The following is a 19,144-nucleotide window of genomic DNA, read 5'->3' as shown; positions in this document are numbered from 1 at the left end:
ATGGGTACTGTGCACGGATGCGCGTGGTGGTGAGGGGATGCGGATAGTTGTTACGGGCGCCGCTGGGTTCATCGGGAGCCATGTGGCCGAGGCGCTGGCCGGTGCCGGGCACGAGGTGCTGGCCGTGGACGCACCGGACCGTTCACTCACACCGGAGATCGCGGAGCGGACCTGGGCCCTCCTCGCCGACACGCCGGGCGTGACGCCGATCGAGGCCGATCTCGCGGAAGACGATCTCACCAAGCTCGGTGAGGCCGACACGGTCGTGCATCTGGCTGGCCGGCCGGGCATCCGTACCTCGTGGGGCGCGGGCCGGGCGCTGGCCGAGCGGGACAACGTGACCGCGACCAGGCGGCTGCTGGAGGCCTGCGCGGAGCGGCGGCCCCGCATGGTCGTGGCTTCGAGTTCGTCGGTCTACGGGTCCGCGCACCACCATCCCCACCGCGAGGACGCTCCGCATGCCCCGGCCAGCCCGTACGCGCGCAGCAAGGCCGAGGTGGAGCGGCTGACCGTCCGCGCCGCCAAGGATGGCCTGCCCGCGGTCCTGCTGCGCTATTTCTCTGTGTACGGGCCGCGCCAGCGTCCCGACATGGCGTTCCACCGGTTCATCGAGGCGGCGCTGGACGGGCGCCCGCTGCCGGTCTTCGGCGACGGGCAGAGGTCGCGATCGTTCACCCATGTCCGGGACGTGGTGGCGGCCACGGTCACGGCCGCCGAGACCGAGCTGCCACCCGGGATCGCGATCAACATCGGGCATCCCGAGCCGGCCGCCGTACGGGCGGCGATCGGGCTGATCACCGGCGCCCTCGGCGTGGCGGCCGAGATCCGGACCGAGGAGCCGGTGGCGGGCGACGCCGAACGCACCTGGGCCGACACCGGCCGGGCGGCGCGGCTGCTGGGCTGGTCGGCCCGGACCGGGCTCGCCGAAGGCCTGCCTGACCAGATCGCCTGGCACCGGTCGCTCCGGGCAGGCGCCCGATGATCCGCCATCGGGCCGCGTACGTGGCGTTCGATCGTTTCCCCTCCAGCAAGGGCTCGGCGGTCCATATCGCGCAGATGGCCGACGAGCTGTTCACGCACTTCGGCGGCGGGTTGCTGGCGGCGCTCGGCGGGGGCGGGCTGCCGCGCTACCAGCGGGAGGGCGATCGGGAGATCGCACGGTTCGAGGCCGAGGTCCCGAACCTGATCGACCGGACGGAGGCGTTCTCCGGCTGGGTCGCCGGTCATCTGGAGCCGCACCTCGCGTCGCTGGAGGTCTGCCACGTCCGCGACCCGTGGGGCGCGCTGCCCGCCGTCACCGCGCCGGGACGGCGGCACCGCGTGGTGTACGAGGTCAACGGGCTGCCGTCGATCGAGATGCGGCACACCTGGCCGCTGACCGCTCCCAGCACGCTGGCCAAGATCCGCGAGCTGGAACGGTTCTGCCTGGAGCGCAGCGACGCGGTGGTCGTCCCGTCGAACGTGATCGCCGACGCCCTCGGCCGGCTCGGCGTGCCGGACTCCAAGATCACTCTGGTACCGAACGGAGCCGACGTGGGCGCCCGGCCCGCCCGCCCGGCGACCGCCCCCGGCCGCTACATCGTCTACGTCGGCGCCCTCCAGCCGTGGCAGGGTCTCGACGTCCTGCTCCGCGCGTTCGCCCGGCTGGCCGACCTGCCGGACCTGCGGCTGGTGATCTGCTCGTCGGTGCCGGAGCGGCGCGCCAAGCCGCTGCGCCGCCTGGCCGAGCGCCTCGGGGTGGACGACCGGATCGACTGGCGGTTCACGCTGCCGCACCACGAGGTGGCGGCCTGGCTGGCGAACGCGGAGGTGTCGGTGGCGCCGCTCACCGGCTGCGCCCGCAATCTCGACCAGGGCTGCGCGCCGCTCAAGGTGCTGGAGTCGATGGCGGCGGGCACCCCGGTGGTCGCCTCGGACCTCCCCGCCGTCCGGGAGCTGATGGCCGACGGCGAGCACGGCCGGCTCGTCCCCGCCGACCGGCCCGCACCGCTCGCCCGCGCGATCCGGATCCTGCTGGAGTATCCCGGAGAGGCCCGGGCCATGGGCGGGCGGGCAAAGCGGCGGATCTCGGACGGCCTGACCTGGCCACACTCGCGCGCCCGCCTCGCGGCGGTCTACCGTACGATCGCGCCGAAGATTGGGGTGGCGGGTGTTCTGGCAGAAACAGAAGGCAGCGATCGAGAGGTTCCACCCGCTGCACCAGGCGTTGATCTGGCAGCGGGGGCTGTCGGTATCGATGCGGCCGGGCGAGTGGGAGCAGTTGGTCCAGAGCCTGGCGGGGCATGACGCGGTGGTCCGGCGGCGCAAGTGGGCTCCGCCCGACCGGGCGCGCACCGTCCTGGTGCCGCTGATCCGGGTGTTCGCCGCCGACATGCGGCCGGACGGGATGCTGGGCGTCACCGCCGATCTGCGCGGGCCGAACGTGCAGGGCAAGGTCACCCCACAGCAGAAATTTCCCGGCCCCAACCGGTGGGTCCGCAGCATCACCGAGTGGTGGTCGTTCGACCCTTGGCTGCGGCTGCGGGCCGAGCTGCGCGACGGCAGCGTGCTGGAGCTCGCGGTGGCCGACCGGGTCCGGCACCGGAAGATCCACAAGGTGAACGCCAGAGGCAAGCACAAGGTCAAGACGAAGACCAAGACGGTGCAGCGGGTGACCGTCTCGCGGAAGCTCCCCGAGGGCGCCGTCACGCAGCGTCCGGCAACGCCGCCGCCGCAGTGGGTGACGGTCAAGGCGCGCGGTGGACGGCGCACGTTGATCCGGGCGAGTGCCAAGCTCATGGGCACGACGGACGAACGCGCGCTGCCTGAGCAGATCCTGCATGTGACGACGGAGCTGTTCCGGTGGACGCCACCGGGCGGCGCGACGAGGAGGACCGGGTGACCCCCTGCACCGTGACCACCGGCTTCTTCGTGCTGGGCCGATGCGGCCAGGCGGCCGTCGCCTCCTGCCCGCAGTGCAGCCGCCCGATCTGCGCCGCGCACGTGGACGCGCACGGGTTGTGCCCGGAATGCGCCACGGCCGCGGGATACGGCGCGCGGGACCCGCACGACCCGCGCTGGGTCGGCGCCTACCGGCGCTATCACTACCAACGCAGCTCGCAGACCTACAGCGATGCGGCCTGGTACGCGAGCCTCGACTCGTACGACCGGGGCACGTTCAACCCGGGCGACGACTGGTCGTCAGGCTCGGGCGACTACGGCACGGACGACGACGGCGGGTTCGTGGACAGCTGATGACACGGATCCTCTGGCTCACCGAGCACTACCCGCCGAGCCAGGGCGGGATGGCGCAGTCGTGCGACCGCATCGTGCGGGGCCTGCGCGCCGCGGGTGTGGAGATCGACGTCGCGCACCTCACCCGGCGTGCCCGGCCGTGGAAGATCGAGCGTGAGCACGGCGGCCGTCTGCTCACGGCCCCGCTACAAGATGACCCGGAGCACGCTCTGCGGCGGCTCTGGACGGTCCTGGCGTCCGATGAGACCTCGTACAGCCATGTCGTCGCGTTCGGCGGCACGTACGCGATGCTCGGCGCCCCGATGTACGCGTCGCTGCTGCGTGCGCCGCTGGTCACGCTCCTGCGCGGCAACGACATCGACATCGGCGCGTTCTCGATGCGGCGCCGGGACGTGCTGCGGGACGCGCTGACCGCGTCAGCGCGGGTCTGCGTGGTCGCCCGCTCGCACCGGCCCCTGATCGCCGCGTTGGCACCGGACACGGCCGTGACATGGGTGCCCAACAGCGTCGATATGACCGACTGGCGGATCCTGCCCTCCGAGCGCGACCGGGCACGGACGTGGCGGGCCGGTCATGTCGCCTCCGGGCGGCGCACGATCGGGCTCATCGGGCAGCTCAAGAACAAGAAGGGCGTGGGCTTCCTCCTCGACGCCCTCTGGGCCTCAGGCCACGCCGAGGCGTTCCACCTGCTGCTGGTCGGCGAAGTCGAGGAGAGCGTCACGGAGTGGCTGGCTGAACGCGGCGATGCCGTTCCGCACTCGGTCCTGCCCTTCATGGAGCGGTACGAGCTGCCGTCCGTCTACGCCTCCTGCGACTTGGCCGCGCTGCCGTCGTTCTATGACGGGATGCCGAACGTGGCGCTGGAGGCGGCGGCACTCGGGGTGCCGCTGCTCACATCGGACGCGGGCGGCCTGGCCGACGTGGCTGACGACGAGATCGGTTTCATCTTTCCGGCAGGCGACGCGCACGCCTGCCGGGCCGCGATCGACCGGGCGGCCCGGGCCACCGACGCGGAGCTGGCCAAGCTCGGTGCGGCCGGCGAGCAGCGTGTCCGGCGGGATTTCACCCCGGCCAACGAGACGGCCGGTTACGTGACCGTCTTCGACGAGGTGGGCTGACAGTTGATCGTCTGCTGTGTCCACGGCGGCGGGCTCGGCCATCTCACCCGGATCCGCGCGGCGTTGCACACCCTCGGCTGGGACGAGCCGGTGACGCTCCTGTCGGACTCGCCGTTCGCCGCCGACGAGCGCGTGGTCGGCGACCTGCCGGTGGTGCGGCCGCCGCACGGCCTTGACCGCTCCGGCCTGACCCGCTGGACGGCGGAAACACTGGCCGCCCTGGCACCCCGGGACTTAGTCATCGACGCGTTCCCGGCAGGGCTCCGCGGCGAGCTCACGGCTGCCGCGATCCCGGCCGGAACGCGCGTCGTCCATCTGGCCCGGCTCCTGCGCTGGGAGAACTACCGGCCGGTCCTCCCGGCCGACCCGCCGCGCTTCGACCTCACGTTCGTCCTCGAACCCCTGGCGCCGGAGCACCACGCGCACCTTGAGGCCGTGTCGCGCGAGATCGCTCCGCTGGGGCTCACCGATCCACCGGCACGGCCTGGCGGTGACTTGCCGAGCCCGACGGGCTGGCTGATCGTCCATTCGGGGCCGGACGAGGAGATCCTCGAACTCGTCGCCTATGCCCAGGAGACGGCCGCGATGGAGGGGCTCCGCCCGGATCTCACCCTTGTGTCCCCCCGCCGGCCTGATGCGCTGCCCGCCGGCGTCGAGCACCTGGACGTCTACCCGGCCTGGCCGCTGGCCGGCCGGGCGACGCGGATCATCACGGCCGCCGGATTCAACGTGGTCCGCCAGTTCGCCCCCTGGCGCGACCGGCACCGGCTGGTCCCGTTCCCGCGCACGCTGGACGACCAGTTCACCCGCGCGGCACGCCACCAGGGTCCCGTCGGCTAGCGCGCGTCTCGAAGACTGGCGCGCGTCTCGAAGCGCCCTAGCGATCACCAAGGGTCAGATCGAAGGCGACCTCGATGTCGTCGGCGAGCTTGAGCGCGCCGAAGAAGGCCGAGTAGGGCTTGATGCCCCAACGGGTCTGCTGGATGGTCGCACCGCCCTGGAGACGTCCGTCCGCCACCGCCGCCTGGACGGCCAGCGACTCGGACCGCCCCATGATGGTCAGCTGGCCATCGACTGTGAGCTTCTCGGCCGAACCCTCCACCGCGGTGGACCGGAACGTGATCGTCGGATGGCGGTCGACCTGCAACACCTTGCGCAGGTTCTTCTTGATCTCGCTGCGGTCGGAGTCGGAGAGGGGCAGCACGCCACCTGTCCCCTCCCGTACCTCCAGACCATCCACTTCGACGGTCACCTCGACCGAAGACGCGGCGGTGGAGTCGGCGATCGTGGCGGTCGCCGACCACCGGGTGGCCTCGATCGTGAGGTCGTGACCGGCGCGACGTCCCAGCCCGCTGCGGCTGGTCCTGAGCACCAGCCGCCCGTTGTCCGGTCCCAGCTCGTACGTGCCCTCGTTCAGCGACATGGGCCCACCCTAGGCGCTGTGCACCTCAGAAGCAGTGCACCTTAGGCGCAGTGCACCTGCGTTTGGGGGCGGTAGCCGGTGTGGAACCTCTCCCGGCGCACCTGGCGGCCGTCGCTCTTCAGAGTGCGCCACACGTCGATCTGGAAGCCCCTGCCCCCGGTCATGGGGACGCAGCGAGGGCCGCGGAGAACCGCCGAAGTGAACGGGACGAACGCGTAGGGCTGGGAACGCCGGGCGCGGACCTCGTACCGGCGCGTGCCCCACAGGCTCACGGTCAGCGAGGTCTGGGTGTACGAGGCGCTGATCGTCACCGGCCGCCCGGTGTCGTTGCGCCAGGTGAAGTCGAGGTCCGGGTAGGCGACCGCCGCCTCTCGGCCCCTGGGGTACTCCGGCATCCACAGCGAGTGGGCGCGCCACTTGCGGATCTTCAGCCCGCCTTGGAATACGGCGTTGAACAACGTCGCGGAGACCTGGCAGATCCCGCCGCCGACGTCGTCCACCATCCGGGAGCCGACGATCGCGGGCGCCGGGACGTAACCCCGGCTCCGGGTGCGCGGTCCGACGACCCGGTTGAACGAGAAGACGGCGCCGGGCCGGACGAGCGTCCCGTCGAGCCTGCGCGCGCCGATCTGGATGTTGCGGACGCGCGGTTCGCCCGCCTTGAAACGCGTCGTGTACGTGCTGATCAGGCGATGGATGCCGGGCGGCGGCGTCTCCGGCGCCATCCGGTCCGCGGGCTGGTCGACGCGGTCCGTCGGCGGGGTGGTCGCGGGCCGGGCGAGATGTTCGGCGGCGGACGCGTCGGGTGAACGGGGGCCTACGCCCGCCACCAGACCTATGCCCGCCACCAGATAGGTGCCGAGCAGGATCGCCGTCACCGCGAGCGCGCCCGCGACGAACGGCCACCAGCGGAGCGCGCACTCTGCCAGGCCGGGCTGGTCACCGTGGACCCGCGGGGGATCCTCGGTGCCGCGATGCCTGCCGTGTCTGGCGGGCCTGGTCCTTCTCGCCTCACCCACAGCGTGGCCACACCTCCCCGAAGCGACGAGCCGTGACGGTCCTGACAGCCGGGGGGAGAGCACACAGCGTGGCACGGCGCCGCGGGAGCGGCGGCACCGACGCGCGATCTATCTAGTGAAGCTTTACCAGGCACGAATGATCGTCTCCGGGTTGAAGACCGGGCTGGTGGCGCCCTCGGGCAGCTCGGTCAGCGGCTGGGCAAGCTCCTCTACGGACGGGCCGACACGATCGGCGTGGGGACGCAGCGCGTCGAGGTCGAAGCCGTACACCCGCGCCGCGTTGCCGGCGAGAATGGCGAGCTTCTCCTCGGCCGGCACGTTGTGGAACGTCCGGCGTAGGGCTTCGCGGCTGTACGGGAATGTGCCTTCGTCATGCGGGAAGTCGCTGCCCCACATGAGCCGTTCGACGCCGATCTCGTGCCGCAGCGGGGTCTCCGACGGCTTCATGAACGTCGCGCCGACGTAGCAGTTGCGCGCGAAGTACTCGCTCGGCTTGAGCGAGAGCCGCGAGGCCGCCGGGCCGCCGAACTTCGCCTCCGCCGTCGCGTCGCCGGAACGGAAACGCGAGTAGTAGTAGTCGAGCGTCTTCAGCACCCCGGGGATCCAGTCGGACCCCTGTTCGGTCAGCACGAACACCAGATCCGGGTGGCGTTCGAAGACCCCGCCGAAGATGAGATGCCAGAGCGCACGATGCGCGTACCAGCTGACCTCGACGATGAAGACGGCGAGCGAGACCGGGTTGGGCTCCAGGCCGGGCGCGCCCGTGCCGCCGTGGTGGTTGACGGGCATCCCGAGCTCGGCGCACGTCCGCCAGATCGGGTCGTATACCTCCGAGTGGAGCGGCGGTACGGATGCGCCGGGGGGAACGCCGGGGACGAGCACGCCGCCGGTCAGCCCGGCAGCGTGCGCCCACCGGATCTCCTCCACCGCGTCGTCCACGTCGTTCAGCATGATCTGCGCGACCCCGGCGCGGCGCCCGGGTGCCTGTGCGCAGAAGTCGGCCATCCACCGGTTGTGCGCCCGGAGGCCCGCCGCGAGCCGCTCGTACTCTCCCGGGGCCGGGTGCGGTGCGGTGAGGTTGGCCATGGGGAAGAACGGCGCGATCGTGTTGGGGAAGAGCACTTCGGCGACGATGCCGTCCTCTTCCAGTTCGCGCAGCCGCCGGTCGGAGTCCCAGTTGCGGGTGGCCTCGGGTGCCTGCAGGTCGGCGAAGGGGTTCACGTAGCCCTTGGCCCAGGCGTCGAACTCGTCGTGCAGCCGCGACTCCAGGTACGGCCGGTAGTCGAGCAGGTCGGCGCCCGCGTGCGAGTCAGCGGAAATGACAAGCTGGTTCATCGAGCCCTCCTGGCGGCTCCGACGACGGCCGGGACATCGGGGCCGGTCAGCCAGTGACGACCGGTCTCGCGGGCGGCGTTCCAGATCGAGGTGTCGGCCTTGTCCTGGCCGAGGTCCTGCGGGGTCGGGCCGATCCGGTCGGCGAGCGGCCTGAGTTCGGCGGTGTCGAAGCCGTAGGTCTGCGCTGCGGTCAGCCCCAGCATCGCACGGGTCTCATCGCCCGGGATGTCGGCGAACGCGTGGGCCAGCCAGTCGCGGGTGTGCGGCCAGGTGCCCTCGGGATGGGGGAAGTCGTTGCCCCACAGGAGGTTGCCGACGCCGATCTCGTACCGTTGCGACAGCTCGCGGCGCTTCGGTGTCGACATGCCGATGAAGCAGTGCGCGTCGAAGTACTCCGACGGCCTGCGCTTCATGTGCTCGCCGAACGAGGCGAGCTTCTGGGTGCCGTGCTCGCGGTCGTACGCGACGTCCATCTGCCACAGCAGGTTGCCCGCCCACCAGGCGCCGGCCTCGGTGACCCCGAAGCGCAGCCCGGGAAAGCGCTCGAAGACGCCCGTCCAGATGAGGAACCACAGTGGCCGGGCGGACCACCACACCACCTCCGTCACGTACAGCCCGAGGTGGGTGCCGAGCTCGTGCCGCGGCGCGGCTCCGACGTGCGTGTGAACGGGCAGGCCGAGTTCCTCGCACACCGCCCACACCGGGTCGTACGCCTGGTCGTGGTACGGCTTCTCCCCCTCCCCCCACATCGACGGGATCATGATGCCGCCGCGCAGCCCGTCCGCATGCGCCCGCCGGATCTCCGTCACGGCACCTGGCACGTCCCCCACGACCGGCGCGACGATGACGCCCCGCCGCCGTGCCGGGGAGTCCTGGCACAGCCCAGCGAGCCAGCGGTTGTGCGCCCGCGCCCCGGCGAGCGCCAGCTCCGGTTCGTAGTCCGCGCCGACCATCCCCAGCCCGGCCCCGAACGGGGCGGCGGTGCTGCCCGCCACGGCATCGGCGTCCGGGAAGATGACCTCGCCGACCACACCGTCCTTGTCGAGCTCGCCATCGCGCCGGGCCGCGTCCCAGCCGGCACGTAGTTCTTCCTCATGCTCCTCGAACCAAGCGCCCGCGAACTCCTCGTTCTGCAAGCCCAGCTGCTTGCGCGCGTCGGCGATGGCCGTCTGCTGGGCGAGGAACACGTCGAAAGCCTCGTGCTGCGCGGGGTCCAGATACGGGCGGTACTGCTCGGTCGGCAGCCCGGCATGCGTGTCCGCCGAAATAATCAGATAAGGGTCATTCGTCATGCCGCTCTCCTCGTTCAGCGGAGGTAAGTAGGCGCGGATCGAGCGCACATCGACTCGGCGCGGGCGCGGATCATGGTGTCGGTGCGTTCACTCGGCGGCAGGATCCAGAAGCGGCCCGCCCGCACTCCTTCGACCACCTGATCCGCGACCTCTTCGACCGGCGTGAACTCTGGCTCCAGGCCGTGCGCGCGCATCGCCTCGGCGACCTCGTCAGCGGTCCGCGCGGCGGGGCCCGCCGTCGTGCGCGCGTACCGCTCAGGCCGGTTGCGTTCGGCGGTGAAGATCCCCGTACGCAACATGTGCGGACCCGGGAAGAGAACGGAGACTCCGATCGCGGTCCCGCCGAGCTGCCCGTAGAGGCATTCGGACAGCGTCACCACGGCGGCCTTGGTCACCGCGTAGACAGCCGCCGACGGGATCGGCGCCACGCCCCCGTTCCCCGAGGCCGTGTTGACGACATGCCCGGGCTCCCCCGCCGCGATCATCCGTGGCAGGAACGCCCGCAGCCCGTGAAGGATGCCCACCACGTTGACGTCGAGCCCCCACTGCCAGTCGCCAATCTCCTGCTCCCAGATCGGCGGTGCGGCGGCGGGCCCGACACCCGCGTTGTTGCACAGCACATGGACGGCGCCGTACGCGTCGTACGCCCGCTGGGCAAGCGCCTGCATGGACGCCTCTGACGTCACATCGGCCACCACGCCGAGCGCTCCAAGCTCCGCGGCCGCCTTGGACAACGCGGGCTCCTCCACGTCCGCAAGCACCACCCGCATGCCCTCGGCGGCGAACGCCCGTCCCATCGCCAGCCCGATGCCGCCTGCGCCCCCGGTGACCACGGCGACCTTCCCCCGCAGCTCAAGCATCGAGGACCTGCATCGGATCGTCGTACCGCTGGTGCACGAACGGCAGCACGACCTCCGCCGCCACCCGCTCGACGATCCGCCCCTCCTGCACGGAGGTCCGCTCCCCGAGCGTGATTCCCACAAGCCGTCGCACCGGCAAGTCCGCCACCGGGTCGTACGGCGATTCGTTGAGAACGACCTCGCCTTCCACCCGATGCAGCGACCGCGTCCTCCCCCGTCGCGTGCAGTGGACAAGAGCCGCGTCTCCGTCCAGCCCGCTCCCATCAGGCGCGGGCAGGAACTTGAAGTAGAAGTCCAGGTTCTCGTGCTCGCCAGGCAGCGGCAGTTCCTCCGTCACCTCACCGCTCACCAGCACGAACGACACACCATGCCGCGTCAACCCGGCGCTCACGCGGTCGCCGGACCTCCGTACCACCACCTCGCCGAGCTTCTTGGGCTCCCCGAAGACCTCCCGCCCGCCAATCAGCGCCCGCTCGGTCGTCATCGGCATGACGAGCGGATAGTCGCCCTCTTGCCCGTCATGCACGGCCCGCACGGCAACCGATCCAGCACCCAGCACATGGCCGCCTGGCAGGTCCACGCGGCTGATCGTGGCCCGCACGAGCGGCCGCCCCGCGGGCTTGAGCGGCGGCGGCAACACCTGGGCGACGGCGTCGGGATCGCTCTCCCACAGGGCGATGATCCCGGTGGACCAGATGTCGGGTATCCGAGCACGAGCCTCCCGCGCAGCCCGAAGCTCCTCAGCCGTACGCGGACCATAACGGACACGGGCCATTGGAGTCGCACCCCTCTCGACGAGGTCCCTGTAACACCGTTACAGAGACCCCAGCCCCCGCCAACCCCTCCCGACCGCATCCGGCCACGCCCGCCCCTTCCGGTCTCAGCCCAACCAGGCCGGACGGAGTGTGTTATTGCTCTGGAATGGCAGATGAGCAGGGGCGAGATCCCGTCGAGATCGTTGTCACCCGCGAGGCCGGCTGGTGGCTGGGGCTGCCGACGAGCCATCCAGGCAGCTGCATCGGGGCGACGGTCGCCGAGCTGATGGACGAGGCCTGGCGCATCATGCCGTACATGGCCGATCTCGATCCGGCAGCGATGGAGCTCGTCTACACGTTCACCGACGTTCCGGCGGACGTCCTGGCGATCGTCGCCGAGCACGAGCGGTCTGTCGACCACTAGGGATGAACGCGCCACGGGTCAGTCGGGAGTCGGTGCTCGATGCCGCCATGCGGCTTGTTGAGGAGCAGGGTCTGGAAGGGCTCTCGATGCGGCGGCTCGCGGCGGAGCTGGGCGTGGCGGTGACAGCCATCTACTGGCACGTCGGCAACCGGGAGGCCCTGATCGCGCAGTTGGTGGACCGGGTGCTGGCCGAGCTCGGCGATGTCGCTCCGGCCGGCCGGAGCCCCCGGCAGCGGATCATCGCGGTGGGCAAGGCGCTGCGCCGGATGATCCATGACCATCCGCATGTGATCGCGCTCGTGTACGAGCATGGCCGGACGGCCTTGATGATGTTGCCAGCCGAACGTGCGCTCGCCCGGGAGGTGGGCGCCGCCGGGCTGGACGGGCGCCGGGGCGCCGTCGTGGTGCGTGCCGTGCTCCACCACGTGGTGGGGTACGTGCTGCTGGAGCGCGCGGTCAGGCGCGGGCCGGAGCAGCACCCGACCACGGCCGAGCTGTGGCGGGACGCCGACGAGATCGGCATTGAGCCCTCCCTTGCGCACGAACTCGGACAGCCGGTCGATCAGGACCGGCTGTTCGAGCTCTCTCTTCGCGCGTTGGTGGACGGGCTGTTGCGTTAGCGGGCGCGGGCGCCGGCGCGCAGGCGGCCGGGGTCGATCTCCCGGGCCGGGCGGCGGCGGACGTACTCCGCTTCGAGCATGTTCATGCGTTTGGTGTGTTCGCCGAACGCCTGGACGGCGGCGTGCCGCAAGGCGTCGAGCCTGGTGTCGTACAGGCTTCCCAGCTCCCGCAGTAGATCCTCGTCACTCAGTGCGCTCGGATCGACTCCCGTGGACATGTTCACCCTTCCGAATCGGCTGCCCCCGTATCGCCGAACGGTGCCTTACCCGATCTGAACGTCGACGAACCGGGACGAAAGCGCACAACCCTTGCGCCCGGACTCCCACCTACCTAGCGTTTGATCATGACTGAGACGATCGGCCCGCTGGTCGGGTTCGTGCATGCTGACGATCTTCCGTGGGTGAACGCCGGGCCGGTGGGCCTGCAGGTCTTGCGGGTGTCGCCCGACACCTGGGTGGTGCGCAACCGGTTCAAGGCGCCGTTCCAGCTGCCCACGCACAAGCACACGGGCAGCGTGCACGCCTACACGTTCTCGGGACGGTGGAAGTACGCCGAGTACGGGATCGACTATGTGGCGGGGACGTTCATCCACGAGCCGCCGGGATCGGTCCACACGCTGATGATCGAAGAGGACAGCGACATCCTCTTCATCATCGAGGGCGCGTTCATCGAGTACGACGCGGACGGCAACATCAGCGGCGTCGTGGACGGCGAGTCGACGCTGAACGCCTACCTCGCGATGTGCGACGCCGCGGGGATCCCGCGTCCCGAGGGCATCCTCCCGTGATCCCGAAGGACTTCCCGGACGGATCGTTCGGGGAGGGGCACCCGGTCGGGCTCTACGAGCAGCTCCACGGGCACGGGTCGCCCGTGCGGCATCCGGAGCTGCCGCTGTGGGTCGTCGGCACTCATGCCGAGGTGATGGAGGCGGTCACCGACCCCGCGACGTACCGGTCCCGGGACGGCATCCTCATCTCCGAGATCGGGCACTCGTACGACGCACCGCCGACGATCATGCATACGGACCCGCCGGACCACACCCGTTACCGCGGCCTGGTGGCCCCCGCGTTCCGGCCCTCGGTGCTGCGGCGGCTGGAGGGGGCCGTCCGGGACCGGATCACGGCCCTGCTGGACGCGGTGCCAGGGGACGGGCGCTTCGACGTGGTCGACGGGCTCGCCGTGCCGCTGCCGTTGCAGGTGATCTGCCTGCTGCTGGGCATCCCGGAGGCGGATTGGGAACGTTTCCACTCCTGGTCCGAGGCCATCGTCCCGGGCGCGAACCCCGACCTGACCGAGGAGGAGCGGGGCGCCCTGCGGATCGAGTGCGGCACCTATCTGATCGGCGAGGCACACGCACGGCGGGCATCCCCGCGCGACGATGTCATCTCCCAGCTCGCCACCCTGGAGCTCGACGGCGACAAGCTCACCGATCTGGAGCTGGTCATGTTCCTCATCCAGCTCCTGGTGGCGGGGAACGAGACGACGCGGCACTCGCTCTCCGGCGGGCTCCTGGCGTTCGCCGAACGGCCGGACCAGTGGACGGCGCTGAAGGCCCGGCGCGACGAGCTGCTGCCGACCGCGGTCGAGGAGATCCTGCGGTGGACCTCACCCGTCGTCTATTTCCTCCGTACGGCGACCCGCCCGGTCACGCTGGGCGGGTCAGAGATCGCCGAAGGCGACAAGGTCATGCTCCTGTACGGGGCAGCCAACCGCGATCCGGCGGCGTTCGGCCCGGACGCCGGCCGTTTCGACATCGCCCGGCGGCCTCCGGCGCCGAGCCTCGCCTTTGGGTTCGGCCCGCACTTCTGCCTGGGCGCGGCGCTGGCCCGGATGGAGATCCGGCTGGTGCTGGAGGCCCTCCTGGAGCGGTACGACCGGATCGAGCCGGCGGGCGGCGCCACGTACAACGGCTCCTCCGTGGTCGCCGGCCTCCGCCGTTGCCCGATCTCCTTTCGACGCGGGGGTGAATAAGAGGGGAATTCTCAGCTCGGTGTCCGAGGGCAGAGGACCGACAGCGCACCGGCCTCCTTCGCGAATCTCACCACGCTCCGGACCGTCGACAGCTCACCGTCGTGGGCCAGCCGGAGGTCACCCTCCGTAGCGATCAGCTCGAGCGAATCGCCGTGCCAGGACCGGTAGCCCGGGGTGATGTGCAGGTGGCCGAGCAGGACGGCGGCGAGCGCCCGTACCCGGGGCACCCGTTTGCCCGTGGTGATCATCCGGATGTCGAGCCGCCCGTCGTCCAGCCGGTTTCGCCAGGTCGGCGCCGCGCCGCGCGAGCCGTATGTCCCGTTGCCAACGAACGCCATCCACACTCGGCGTTTCCGGCCGTCGACCACGATCTCGATCGGCGTGGAGTGCCGGAGCGTACGGACGGCCGCCACCGCGAGCGCGGGCCACTTGCCGAGCCGCGCCTCCAGTCGGCGCCGCCGCAGGATCAGCTCGGTGTACGCCCCGAAACTCGCCGTGTTCAGGAAGATCAGGCCGTCCCCGCCCTCCCGCGACGTGATGGATCCCACATCGACCCGGGCAACACATCCCTCCCGGTACGCGGCGACCGCGTCCATGGGCGTCTCGATGCCGAGCGCGCGGGCGAAGTGGTCGAACGTGCCAGCGGGGATCGGCAGCAGGGGCACGTCGTGCTTCAGGGCCGCCCGGGCCCCCGCGTTGACGGTCCCGTCCCCGCCGACGACGCCCAGCACGGTGGCCCGTTTGGCCAACTCGTCGAGCAGTTTTTCCAGGTCCTCGTCCTGTCCGGCCCGGATGACCTCCGCCGCAGGGAACTCCCGCGACAACACCGCCACGTCGAGATCGGTCCGGCCTGTGACGAGCCCTCGTCCCGGCGGAACCTCGCGGTCGGTGCTCTTCGCCTGACTGCCCTTCGAGGCCGGCTCCGTGCCACCGGCCTTGCCGTTGACCACCACGACGAGCCCCTCCCCGTCCTCGCTGACCTGCACGGACCTGGTCGTGCGCCGCGAGACCTGTGCGACCGGCGGGCGGGCCGGCCAGGCCAGGCGGGTGCCCACGCCCGCCAGCACGCCGATCCCCACCCCGGCCATCACATCGCCGGGATAGTGCGCCCCCGTGTAGATCCGGGAGAAGGCCACCGCGGCCGCGGTGGCCGCCACCGGGACGGCGACCGCGCGCGGCGCCTCCATGGCCACCCCGGCGGCGAACGCGGCGGCCGAGGCGGAATGCCCCGAGGGGAAGGCGTGTGACGTGGGCAGCTTCCAGCGGATCCGGATCGGCGGGACCAGGTCCACGATCGGGCGTTTCCGGCGGAACGCCTGCTTGCCGATGATGTTGACGGCGGGGCTCGCCACAGCGATCCCGATGGCGCCGCGCAGCGCCGCCCGCCGCAGCCGGGCACGCCGGGACACGGCCATCACACCGGCCATGGTGAACCACAGCACACCATGATCGGCGGCACGCGACAACCGGGGCAGGACGTACTCCAGCCCCGGCAGATGAGCGGCCGCGACGCTGTCGAAGGCCTGCCGGTCGATCTTGCCCAGCCGCCGGAGCACCCGGCTGCCATGATCAACCCCCGGCGGCTCCACGATCACAATCGGTGACCACCGCGCTCGTCTCCCGTCATAGGCATGCATGACGGGGGTATCCCCAAGGAACAGGACATGATTCCCCAAAGATCACAATGCGGGGGTCACATGTGGGCGAACGTCCCTCACACAACGTGGACTGCAATAGGCTTCCCGGCATGAGTCACCCGGAACGGCTCAGCTCCTCGGGTGGCGAGCCGGTCGGCACGATCTCGGAGTCTCCTCGAATGAACGGGCAGAGCAGCGAGTCGCTGGCCGGATTCGCCGCACGGCATGGGCTGAAGCAGAGCGCAGCGCGCCCCCCGCTGAGCACCTACGTCCAGCAGGTCTGGCAACGGCGAACGTTCATCTGGAACTTCGCCTCCGCCAAGACCTCGTCGATGTACACCAGCTCCCGGCTGGGGCAGCTCTGGCAGGTACTGACGCCGCTGTTGAACGTCGCGGTCTACTTCCTGATCTTCGGTGTGCTCCTGCAGACAGGACGGGACGTCACCGACTTCATCCCGTTCCTGGTGACGGGTGTCTTCATCTTCACCTTCACCCAGCGGTCGGTGACGGCGGGCGCCAAGTCGATCAGTGGCAACCTGTCGCTGATCAGGGCGCTGCACTTCCCGCGCGCCTCGCTGCCGTTCGCGCATGTGATCGTGGAGCTCCAGCAGCTGCTGATCTCCATGGTGGTGCTGTTCGCGGTGGTGTTCGCCTGGGGTGAGGTGCCGTCGCTCTACATGCTCCTGATCGTGCCGACACTGCTGCTCCAGCTGTGCTTCAACATGGGGCTCAGCCTGGTGCTGGCGCGGATCGGCGCGTTCACCCCCGACATCCAGCAGTTGCTGCCGTTCATCCTGCGCACCTGGCTCTACGCTTCCGGCGTCATCTTCGCGATTCCGCAGATCGCCCAGGACCGGCTCAAGGACCACCCGTGGCTGACCGAGCTGCTGAAGGCCAATCCCGGGTCGGTCTATGTGGAACTCGCTCGCACCTCGCTGATCGAGTCCTATCGCAACAAGGACCTCCCCAAGTGGCACTGGACCGACAGCCATCTGTGGTGGTACGCGATCGCCTGGGCTGTGATCGCGCTGGTCGGGGGATTCTGGTACTTCCACCGTGCGGAGGAGAGGTACGGGCGTGGCTAGAGCGCTCAAGGAGAAGTCTCCGGTGTCCGACGCGCAGCCCGCGGTCGCGATCGACCCCAACCGGGAGCCGATCGTCGTCGTGGACGACCTGCACATCATCTACCGGGTCTATGGCTCGGGCGGTGGCCGCGGCAACGCGGCGACCGCGCTGATGCGGGTCGTCAAGCGCCAAAACCGCCCCCAGATGAAGGAGATCCACGCCGTCCGCGGCGTCTCGTTCATCGCCTACCGGGGCGACGCGATCGGTGTCGTCGGCACCAACGGCTCCGGCAAGTCCACCCTGCTGAAGGCCATCGCGGGCCTGCTGCCCCCGGCCAAGGGCGGCGTCTACACCGACGGCCAGCCGTCGTTGCTGGGTGTCAACGCGGCGCTGATGAAGGACCTGACCGGCTCCCGCAACATCGTGCTGGGCTGCCTGGCCATGGGCCTCACGCCCGAGGAGACCAAGGAGAAGTACGACGAGATCGTGAAGTTCGCCGATCTCAAGCCCGGCTTCATCGACTACCCGATGTCGACCTACTCCTCCGGCATGGGCGCCCGGCTCCGGTTCGCGATCGCCGCGGCCCGCACGCACGACGTGATGCTCATCGACGAGGCCCTCGCCACCGGTGACGCCAAGTTCAAGCGGCGCAGCAAGGCCAAGATCGACGAGCTGCGCAAGGACGCGGGCGCGGTCTTCCTGGTCGCGCACAACCTGGACGTCATCGAGGAGACCTGTAACCGGGTCATCTGGCTCGACGAGGGCCGGATCAAGATGGACGGCGACCCCACGGAAGTCCTCAAGGCCTACACCGACGCCACCGGAAAGTAGTCACTTTCGAGACTACTGTGACTGTTGCGGTGCGAGTGACTACAGTTACATAGAGTTACCTATTCGCCTCTGGATGAGAGGCCCCTTGCCGATCTAACTTCGAAGGAAGACCTTCAGCGGCGAGGGAGACTCCGCCATGGCCGAGCAGCTGAGCAGACGCGGCTTCCTTCAATCGACGGCAGTGGCCGTGGGAGCCGCGGGCATTGCGGCGGGCTGCGCGAGCGAGAGCAGCGGACCCCAGGCCAAGGATCCCGGACAGGCGCCCAAGGAGGTCTTCACCGCGCCCACACGGAAGCTCAGTGGCTCGCTGAGCATCCTGATGTGGAGCCACTTCGTGCCCCGGCACGACAAGTGGTTCGACAAGTTCGTGGCCGAGTGGGGCAAGCGGGTCGGCGTGACCGTCCGGGTCGACCACATCAACACGGTGGACGTGCCGCGCCGGGCGGCGTCGGAGATCCAGGCCAAGCAGGGCCACGACGTCATCCAGCACATCGCGCCGTTCTCGCAGTACGAGCCGTCCGTGCTGGACATGACCGACCTGGTGCAGGAGGCCACGCGGCGGTGGGGGCCGCAGCTGGAGCTGTGCCGCAAGTCGAGTTTCAACCCCAACACCAAGCGGTTCTACTGCTATTGCCCGGGCTGGTCGCCGGACCCGGGCGACTACCGCAAGTCGATGTGGGAGAAGGTCGGCCTGCCCAACGGGCCCGGCAGCTGGGACGAACTGTTGCGGGGCGCGTCCGAGATCAAGCGGACGACGGGCGTGCCGTGCGGTATCGGGCTGTCGCCGGAGACCGACTCCAACATGGCGGCGCGGGCGCTCCTCTGGTCGTACGGGGCGTCCGAGCAGGACCCCAACGAGAAGGTCGTGATCAACTCCGATGCCACGGTGGCGGCCGTCGACTTCATGACCCGGCTGTGGAAGCAGGCCGAGACCAACGAGGTCTTCTCCTGGGTGCCCGCGTCCAACAACCAGGCGCTGATCGCGGGCAAGTCCTCCTACATCCTCAACTCGATCTCGGCCTGGCGCACCGCGATGGGCACCAACCCCAAGATCGGCGACGACATCTTCTTCGTGCCGGCGCTGCGCGGCCCCCGGGCGGCGATGGCGGCCCAGCACGTCATCCAGCAGTGGGTCATCCCCAAGCACGCCAAGAACGCGGACGCCGCCAAGGAGTTCCTGCTGCACTACACCGCCAACTTCCCGGCGGTCACCTACAACTCCGAGCTCTACGACCTGCCCGGGTGGCCGTCGCTCGTGCCGCAGCTGAACGGCTGGCTGGACAAGGACCCGTTCGGCGCCAAGCCCGCCAACAAACTCGCGCTGCTCAAGACCGCCACGTCGTGGAGCGCCAACATCGGCTACCCCGGGCCCTCCAATCCGGCGATCGGCGAGATCTTCAACACCAACGTCCTGCCGACGATGTTCGGGCGCGCGGCGCGCGGCCAGGTCAGCGCCAAGCAGGCGGTCGCGGAGGCGGACAAGCAGATCAACTCGATCTTCAAGAACTGGCGCGCGCGAGGCCTGGTGGGTGGCTGATCGATCCATGAACGCCGGCGAG

The 19,144-nt window shown here is 70.2% G+C and carries 21 protein-coding genes; 13 read left to right on the top strand and 8 right to left on the bottom strand.

Annotated features, from left to right (window positions below):
* Positions 1-37 precede the first annotated feature (37 nt).
* From ACH34W_RS44110 to ACH34W_RS44085, 6 genes are read left to right on the top strand one after another with little or no spacing between them, the layout of a single operon-like run.
* The gene (locus ACH34W_RS44110) at positions 38-982 is read left to right on the top strand and encodes an NAD-dependent epimerase/dehydratase family protein (protein WP_395967198.1); all 945 of its coding nucleotides are present in this window, start codon (positions 38-40) and stop codon (positions 980-982) included.
* Positions 979-2,286 carry a glycosyltransferase family 4 protein gene (locus tag ACH34W_RS44105; protein WP_395967197.1) on the top strand — a complete coding sequence of 436 codons (1,308 nt, stop codon included), beginning with the start codon at positions 979-981 and terminating at the stop codon, positions 2,284-2,286. The genes ACH34W_RS44110 and ACH34W_RS44105 overlap by 4 nt, the downstream gene beginning before the upstream one ends.
* Positions 2,261-2,881, top strand: coding sequence for a hypothetical protein (locus ACH34W_RS44100; protein WP_395967196.1), 621 nt, complete (start codon positions 2,261-2,263; stop codon positions 2,879-2,881). The genes ACH34W_RS44105 and ACH34W_RS44100 overlap by 26 nt, the downstream gene beginning before the upstream one ends.
* Positions 2,878-3,234, top strand: a complete 357-nt coding sequence (locus ACH34W_RS44095; protein WP_395967195.1) for a hypothetical protein — start codon at positions 2,878-2,880, stop codon at positions 3,232-3,234. The genes ACH34W_RS44100 and ACH34W_RS44095 overlap by 4 nt, the downstream gene beginning before the upstream one ends.
* A complete protein-coding gene (locus ACH34W_RS44090) occupies positions 3,234-4,352 on the top strand; it encodes a glycosyltransferase family 4 protein (RefSeq protein WP_395967194.1) in 1,119 nt (372 codons plus the stop codon). Before ACH34W_RS44095 ends, ACH34W_RS44090 begins: the two co-directional genes overlap by 1 nt.
* Positions 4,353-4,355: 3 nt before the next feature.
* A complete protein-coding gene (locus ACH34W_RS44085) occupies positions 4,356-5,192 on the top strand; it encodes a hypothetical protein (RefSeq protein ID WP_395967193.1) in 837 nt (278 codons plus the stop codon).
* A 37-nt stretch (positions 5,193-5,229) separates the two neighbouring features.
* Here ACH34W_RS44085 and ACH34W_RS44080 read toward each other — a convergent pair whose 3' ends face one another.
* From ACH34W_RS44080 to ACH34W_RS44055, 6 genes are all read right to left on the bottom strand, one after another.
* Positions 5,230-5,775 carry a YceI family protein gene (locus ACH34W_RS44080; RefSeq protein ID WP_395967192.1) on the bottom strand — a complete coding sequence of 182 codons (546 nt, stop codon included), beginning with the start codon at positions 5,773-5,775 and terminating at the stop codon, positions 5,230-5,232.
* A gap of 41 nt (positions 5,776-5,816) precedes the next feature.
* The gene (locus ACH34W_RS44075) at positions 5,817-6,794 is read right to left on the bottom strand and encodes a VanW family protein (RefSeq protein ID WP_395967191.1); all 978 of its coding nucleotides are present in this window, start codon (positions 6,792-6,794) and stop codon (positions 5,817-5,819) included.
* Positions 6,795-6,917: 123 nt separating this feature from the next.
* The gene (locus ACH34W_RS44070; RefSeq protein WP_395967190.1) at positions 6,918-8,129 is read right to left on the bottom strand and encodes an amidohydrolase family protein; all 1,212 of its coding nucleotides are present in this window, start codon (positions 8,127-8,129) and stop codon (positions 6,918-6,920) included.
* Positions 8,126-9,421: an amidohydrolase family protein gene (locus ACH34W_RS44065; protein WP_395967189.1), complete on the bottom strand. Its 1,296-nt coding sequence runs from the start codon at positions 9,419-9,421 to the stop codon at positions 8,126-8,128. The genes ACH34W_RS44070 and ACH34W_RS44065 overlap by 4 nt, the downstream gene beginning before the upstream one ends.
* Before the next feature lie 14 nt (positions 9,422-9,435).
* A complete protein-coding gene (locus tag ACH34W_RS44060) occupies positions 9,436-10,281 on the bottom strand; it encodes an SDR family NAD(P)-dependent oxidoreductase (RefSeq protein WP_395967188.1) in 846 nt (281 codons plus the stop codon).
* Complete coding sequence (locus ACH34W_RS44055) at positions 10,274-11,056, bottom strand: acetoacetate decarboxylase family protein (protein ID WP_395967187.1); 783 nt, start codon at positions 11,054-11,056, stop codon at positions 10,274-10,276. The genes ACH34W_RS44060 and ACH34W_RS44055 overlap by 8 nt, the downstream gene beginning before the upstream one ends.
* Positions 11,057-11,202: 146 nt before the next feature.
* Between ACH34W_RS44055 and ACH34W_RS44050 the strand changes: the two genes are divergently transcribed.
* Both ACH34W_RS44050 and ACH34W_RS44045 read left to right on the top strand, forming a co-directional pair.
* Entirely contained in the window at positions 11,203-11,460 is a 258-nt protein-coding gene (locus ACH34W_RS44050) for a hypothetical protein (protein ID WP_395967186.1), read from the top strand.
* Between the two features lie 47 nt (positions 11,461-11,507).
* Positions 11,508-12,080, top strand: coding sequence for a TetR/AcrR family transcriptional regulator (locus tag ACH34W_RS44045; RefSeq protein ID WP_395967185.1), 573 nt, complete (start codon positions 11,508-11,510; stop codon positions 12,078-12,080).
* Here the strand turns inward: ACH34W_RS44045 and ACH34W_RS44040 are convergent.
* A complete protein-coding gene (locus tag ACH34W_RS44040; RefSeq protein ID WP_344547725.1) occupies positions 12,077-12,298 on the bottom strand; it encodes a DUF6158 family protein in 222 nt (73 codons plus the stop codon). The genes ACH34W_RS44045 and ACH34W_RS44040 overlap by 4 nt on opposite strands.
* Before the next feature lie 126 nt (positions 12,299-12,424).
* Between ACH34W_RS44040 and ACH34W_RS44035 the strand changes: the two genes are divergently transcribed.
* Together ACH34W_RS44035 and ACH34W_RS44030 are read left to right on the top strand one after the other, a co-directional pair.
* Positions 12,425-12,868, top strand: coding sequence for a 2,4'-dihydroxyacetophenone dioxygenase family protein (locus tag ACH34W_RS44035; RefSeq protein ID WP_395967184.1), 444 nt, complete (start codon positions 12,425-12,427; stop codon positions 12,866-12,868).
* Positions 12,865-14,052 carry a cytochrome P450 gene (locus ACH34W_RS44030; protein WP_395967183.1) on the top strand — a complete coding sequence of 396 codons (1,188 nt, stop codon included), beginning with the start codon at positions 12,865-12,867 and terminating at the stop codon, positions 14,050-14,052. Before ACH34W_RS44035 ends, ACH34W_RS44030 begins: the two co-directional genes overlap by 4 nt.
* An 11-nt stretch (positions 14,053-14,063) precedes the next feature.
* Here the strand turns inward: ACH34W_RS44030 and ACH34W_RS44025 are convergent, their stop codons facing one another.
* Positions 14,064-15,647 carry a bifunctional phosphatase PAP2/diacylglycerol kinase family protein gene (locus tag ACH34W_RS44025; protein ID WP_395967182.1) on the bottom strand — a complete coding sequence of 528 codons (1,584 nt, stop codon included), beginning with the start codon at positions 15,645-15,647 and terminating at the stop codon, positions 14,064-14,066.
* 152 nt (positions 15,648-15,799) lie between these two features.
* Here ACH34W_RS44025 and ACH34W_RS44020 point away from each other — a divergent pair, with 152 nt between their 5' ends.
* From ACH34W_RS44020 to ACH34W_RS44010, 3 genes are all read left to right on the top strand, one after another.
* Positions 15,800-16,774: an ABC transporter permease gene (locus ACH34W_RS44020; protein ID WP_395967181.1), complete on the top strand. Its 975-nt coding sequence runs from the start codon at positions 15,800-15,802 to the stop codon at positions 16,772-16,774.
* Positions 16,775-16,796: 22 nt separating this feature from the next.
* Complete coding sequence (locus tag ACH34W_RS44015) at positions 16,797-17,585, top strand: ABC transporter ATP-binding protein (protein WP_395967268.1); 789 nt, start codon at positions 16,797-16,799, stop codon at positions 17,583-17,585.
* 136 nt (positions 17,586-17,721) lie between these two features.
* Positions 17,722-19,122: an ABC transporter substrate-binding protein gene (locus ACH34W_RS44010; protein ID WP_395967180.1), complete on the top strand. Its 1,401-nt coding sequence runs from the start codon at positions 17,722-17,724 to the stop codon at positions 19,120-19,122.
* The last annotated feature ends 22 nt before the right edge of the window (positions 19,123-19,144 follow it).

This window comes from Actinomadura sp. 6N118 (genome assembly GCF_044326415.1).
In the GTDB taxonomy this organism is placed as follows: Bacteria; Actinomycetota; Actinomycetes; order Streptosporangiales; family Streptosporangiaceae; genus Spirillospora.
The sequence above is the reverse complement of the archived record's forward strand: the minus strand, read 5'-3'. Positions and strand labels throughout refer to the sequence as shown.

Bases quoted from the DNA above. Each gene is read 5' to 3' on its own strand.
- ACH34W_RS44110 (WP_395967198.1), top strand. From the start codon at position 38: ATGCGGATAGTTGTTACGGGCGCCGCTGGGTTCATCGGGAGCCATGTG.
- ACH34W_RS44105 (WP_395967197.1), top strand. From the start codon at position 979: ATGATCCGCCATCGGGCCGCGTACGTGGCGTTCGATCGTTTCCCCTCC.
- ACH34W_RS44090 (WP_395967194.1), top strand. From the start codon at position 3,234: ATGACACGGATCCTCTGGCTCACCGAGCACTACCCGCCGAGCCAGGGC.
- ACH34W_RS44080 (WP_395967192.1), bottom strand. From the start codon at position 5,775: ATGTCGCTGAACGAGGGCACGTACGAGCTGGGACCGGACAACGGGCGG.
- ACH34W_RS44070 (WP_395967190.1), bottom strand. From the start codon at position 8,129: ATGAACCAGCTTGTCATTTCCGCTGACTCGCACGCGGGCGCCGACCTG.
- ACH34W_RS44065 (WP_395967189.1), bottom strand. From the start codon at position 9,421: ATGACGAATGACCCTTATCTGATTATTTCGGCGGACACGCATGCCGGG.
- ACH34W_RS44060 (WP_395967188.1), bottom strand. From the start codon at position 10,281: ATGCTTGAGCTGCGGGGGAAGGTCGCCGTGGTCACCGGGGGCGCAGGC.
- ACH34W_RS44055 (WP_395967187.1), bottom strand. From the start codon at position 11,056: ATGGCCCGTGTCCGTTATGGTCCGCGTACGGCTGAGGAGCTTCGGGCT.
- ACH34W_RS44050 (WP_395967186.1), top strand. From the start codon at position 11,203: ATGGCAGATGAGCAGGGGCGAGATCCCGTCGAGATCGTTGTCACCCGC.
- ACH34W_RS44045 (WP_395967185.1), top strand. From the start codon at position 11,508: ATGCGGCTTGTTGAGGAGCAGGGTCTGGAAGGGCTCTCGATGCGGCGG.
- ACH34W_RS44040 (WP_344547725.1), bottom strand. From the start codon at position 12,298: ATGTCCACGGGAGTCGATCCGAGCGCACTGAGTGACGAGGATCTACTG.
- ACH34W_RS44035 (WP_395967184.1), top strand. From the start codon at position 12,425: ATGACTGAGACGATCGGCCCGCTGGTCGGGTTCGTGCATGCTGACGAT.
- ACH34W_RS44020 (WP_395967181.1), top strand. From the start codon at position 15,800: ATGAGTCACCCGGAACGGCTCAGCTCCTCGGGTGGCGAGCCGGTCGGC.
- ACH34W_RS44010 (WP_395967180.1), top strand. From the start codon at position 17,722: ATGGCCGAGCAGCTGAGCAGACGCGGCTTCCTTCAATCGACGGCAGTG.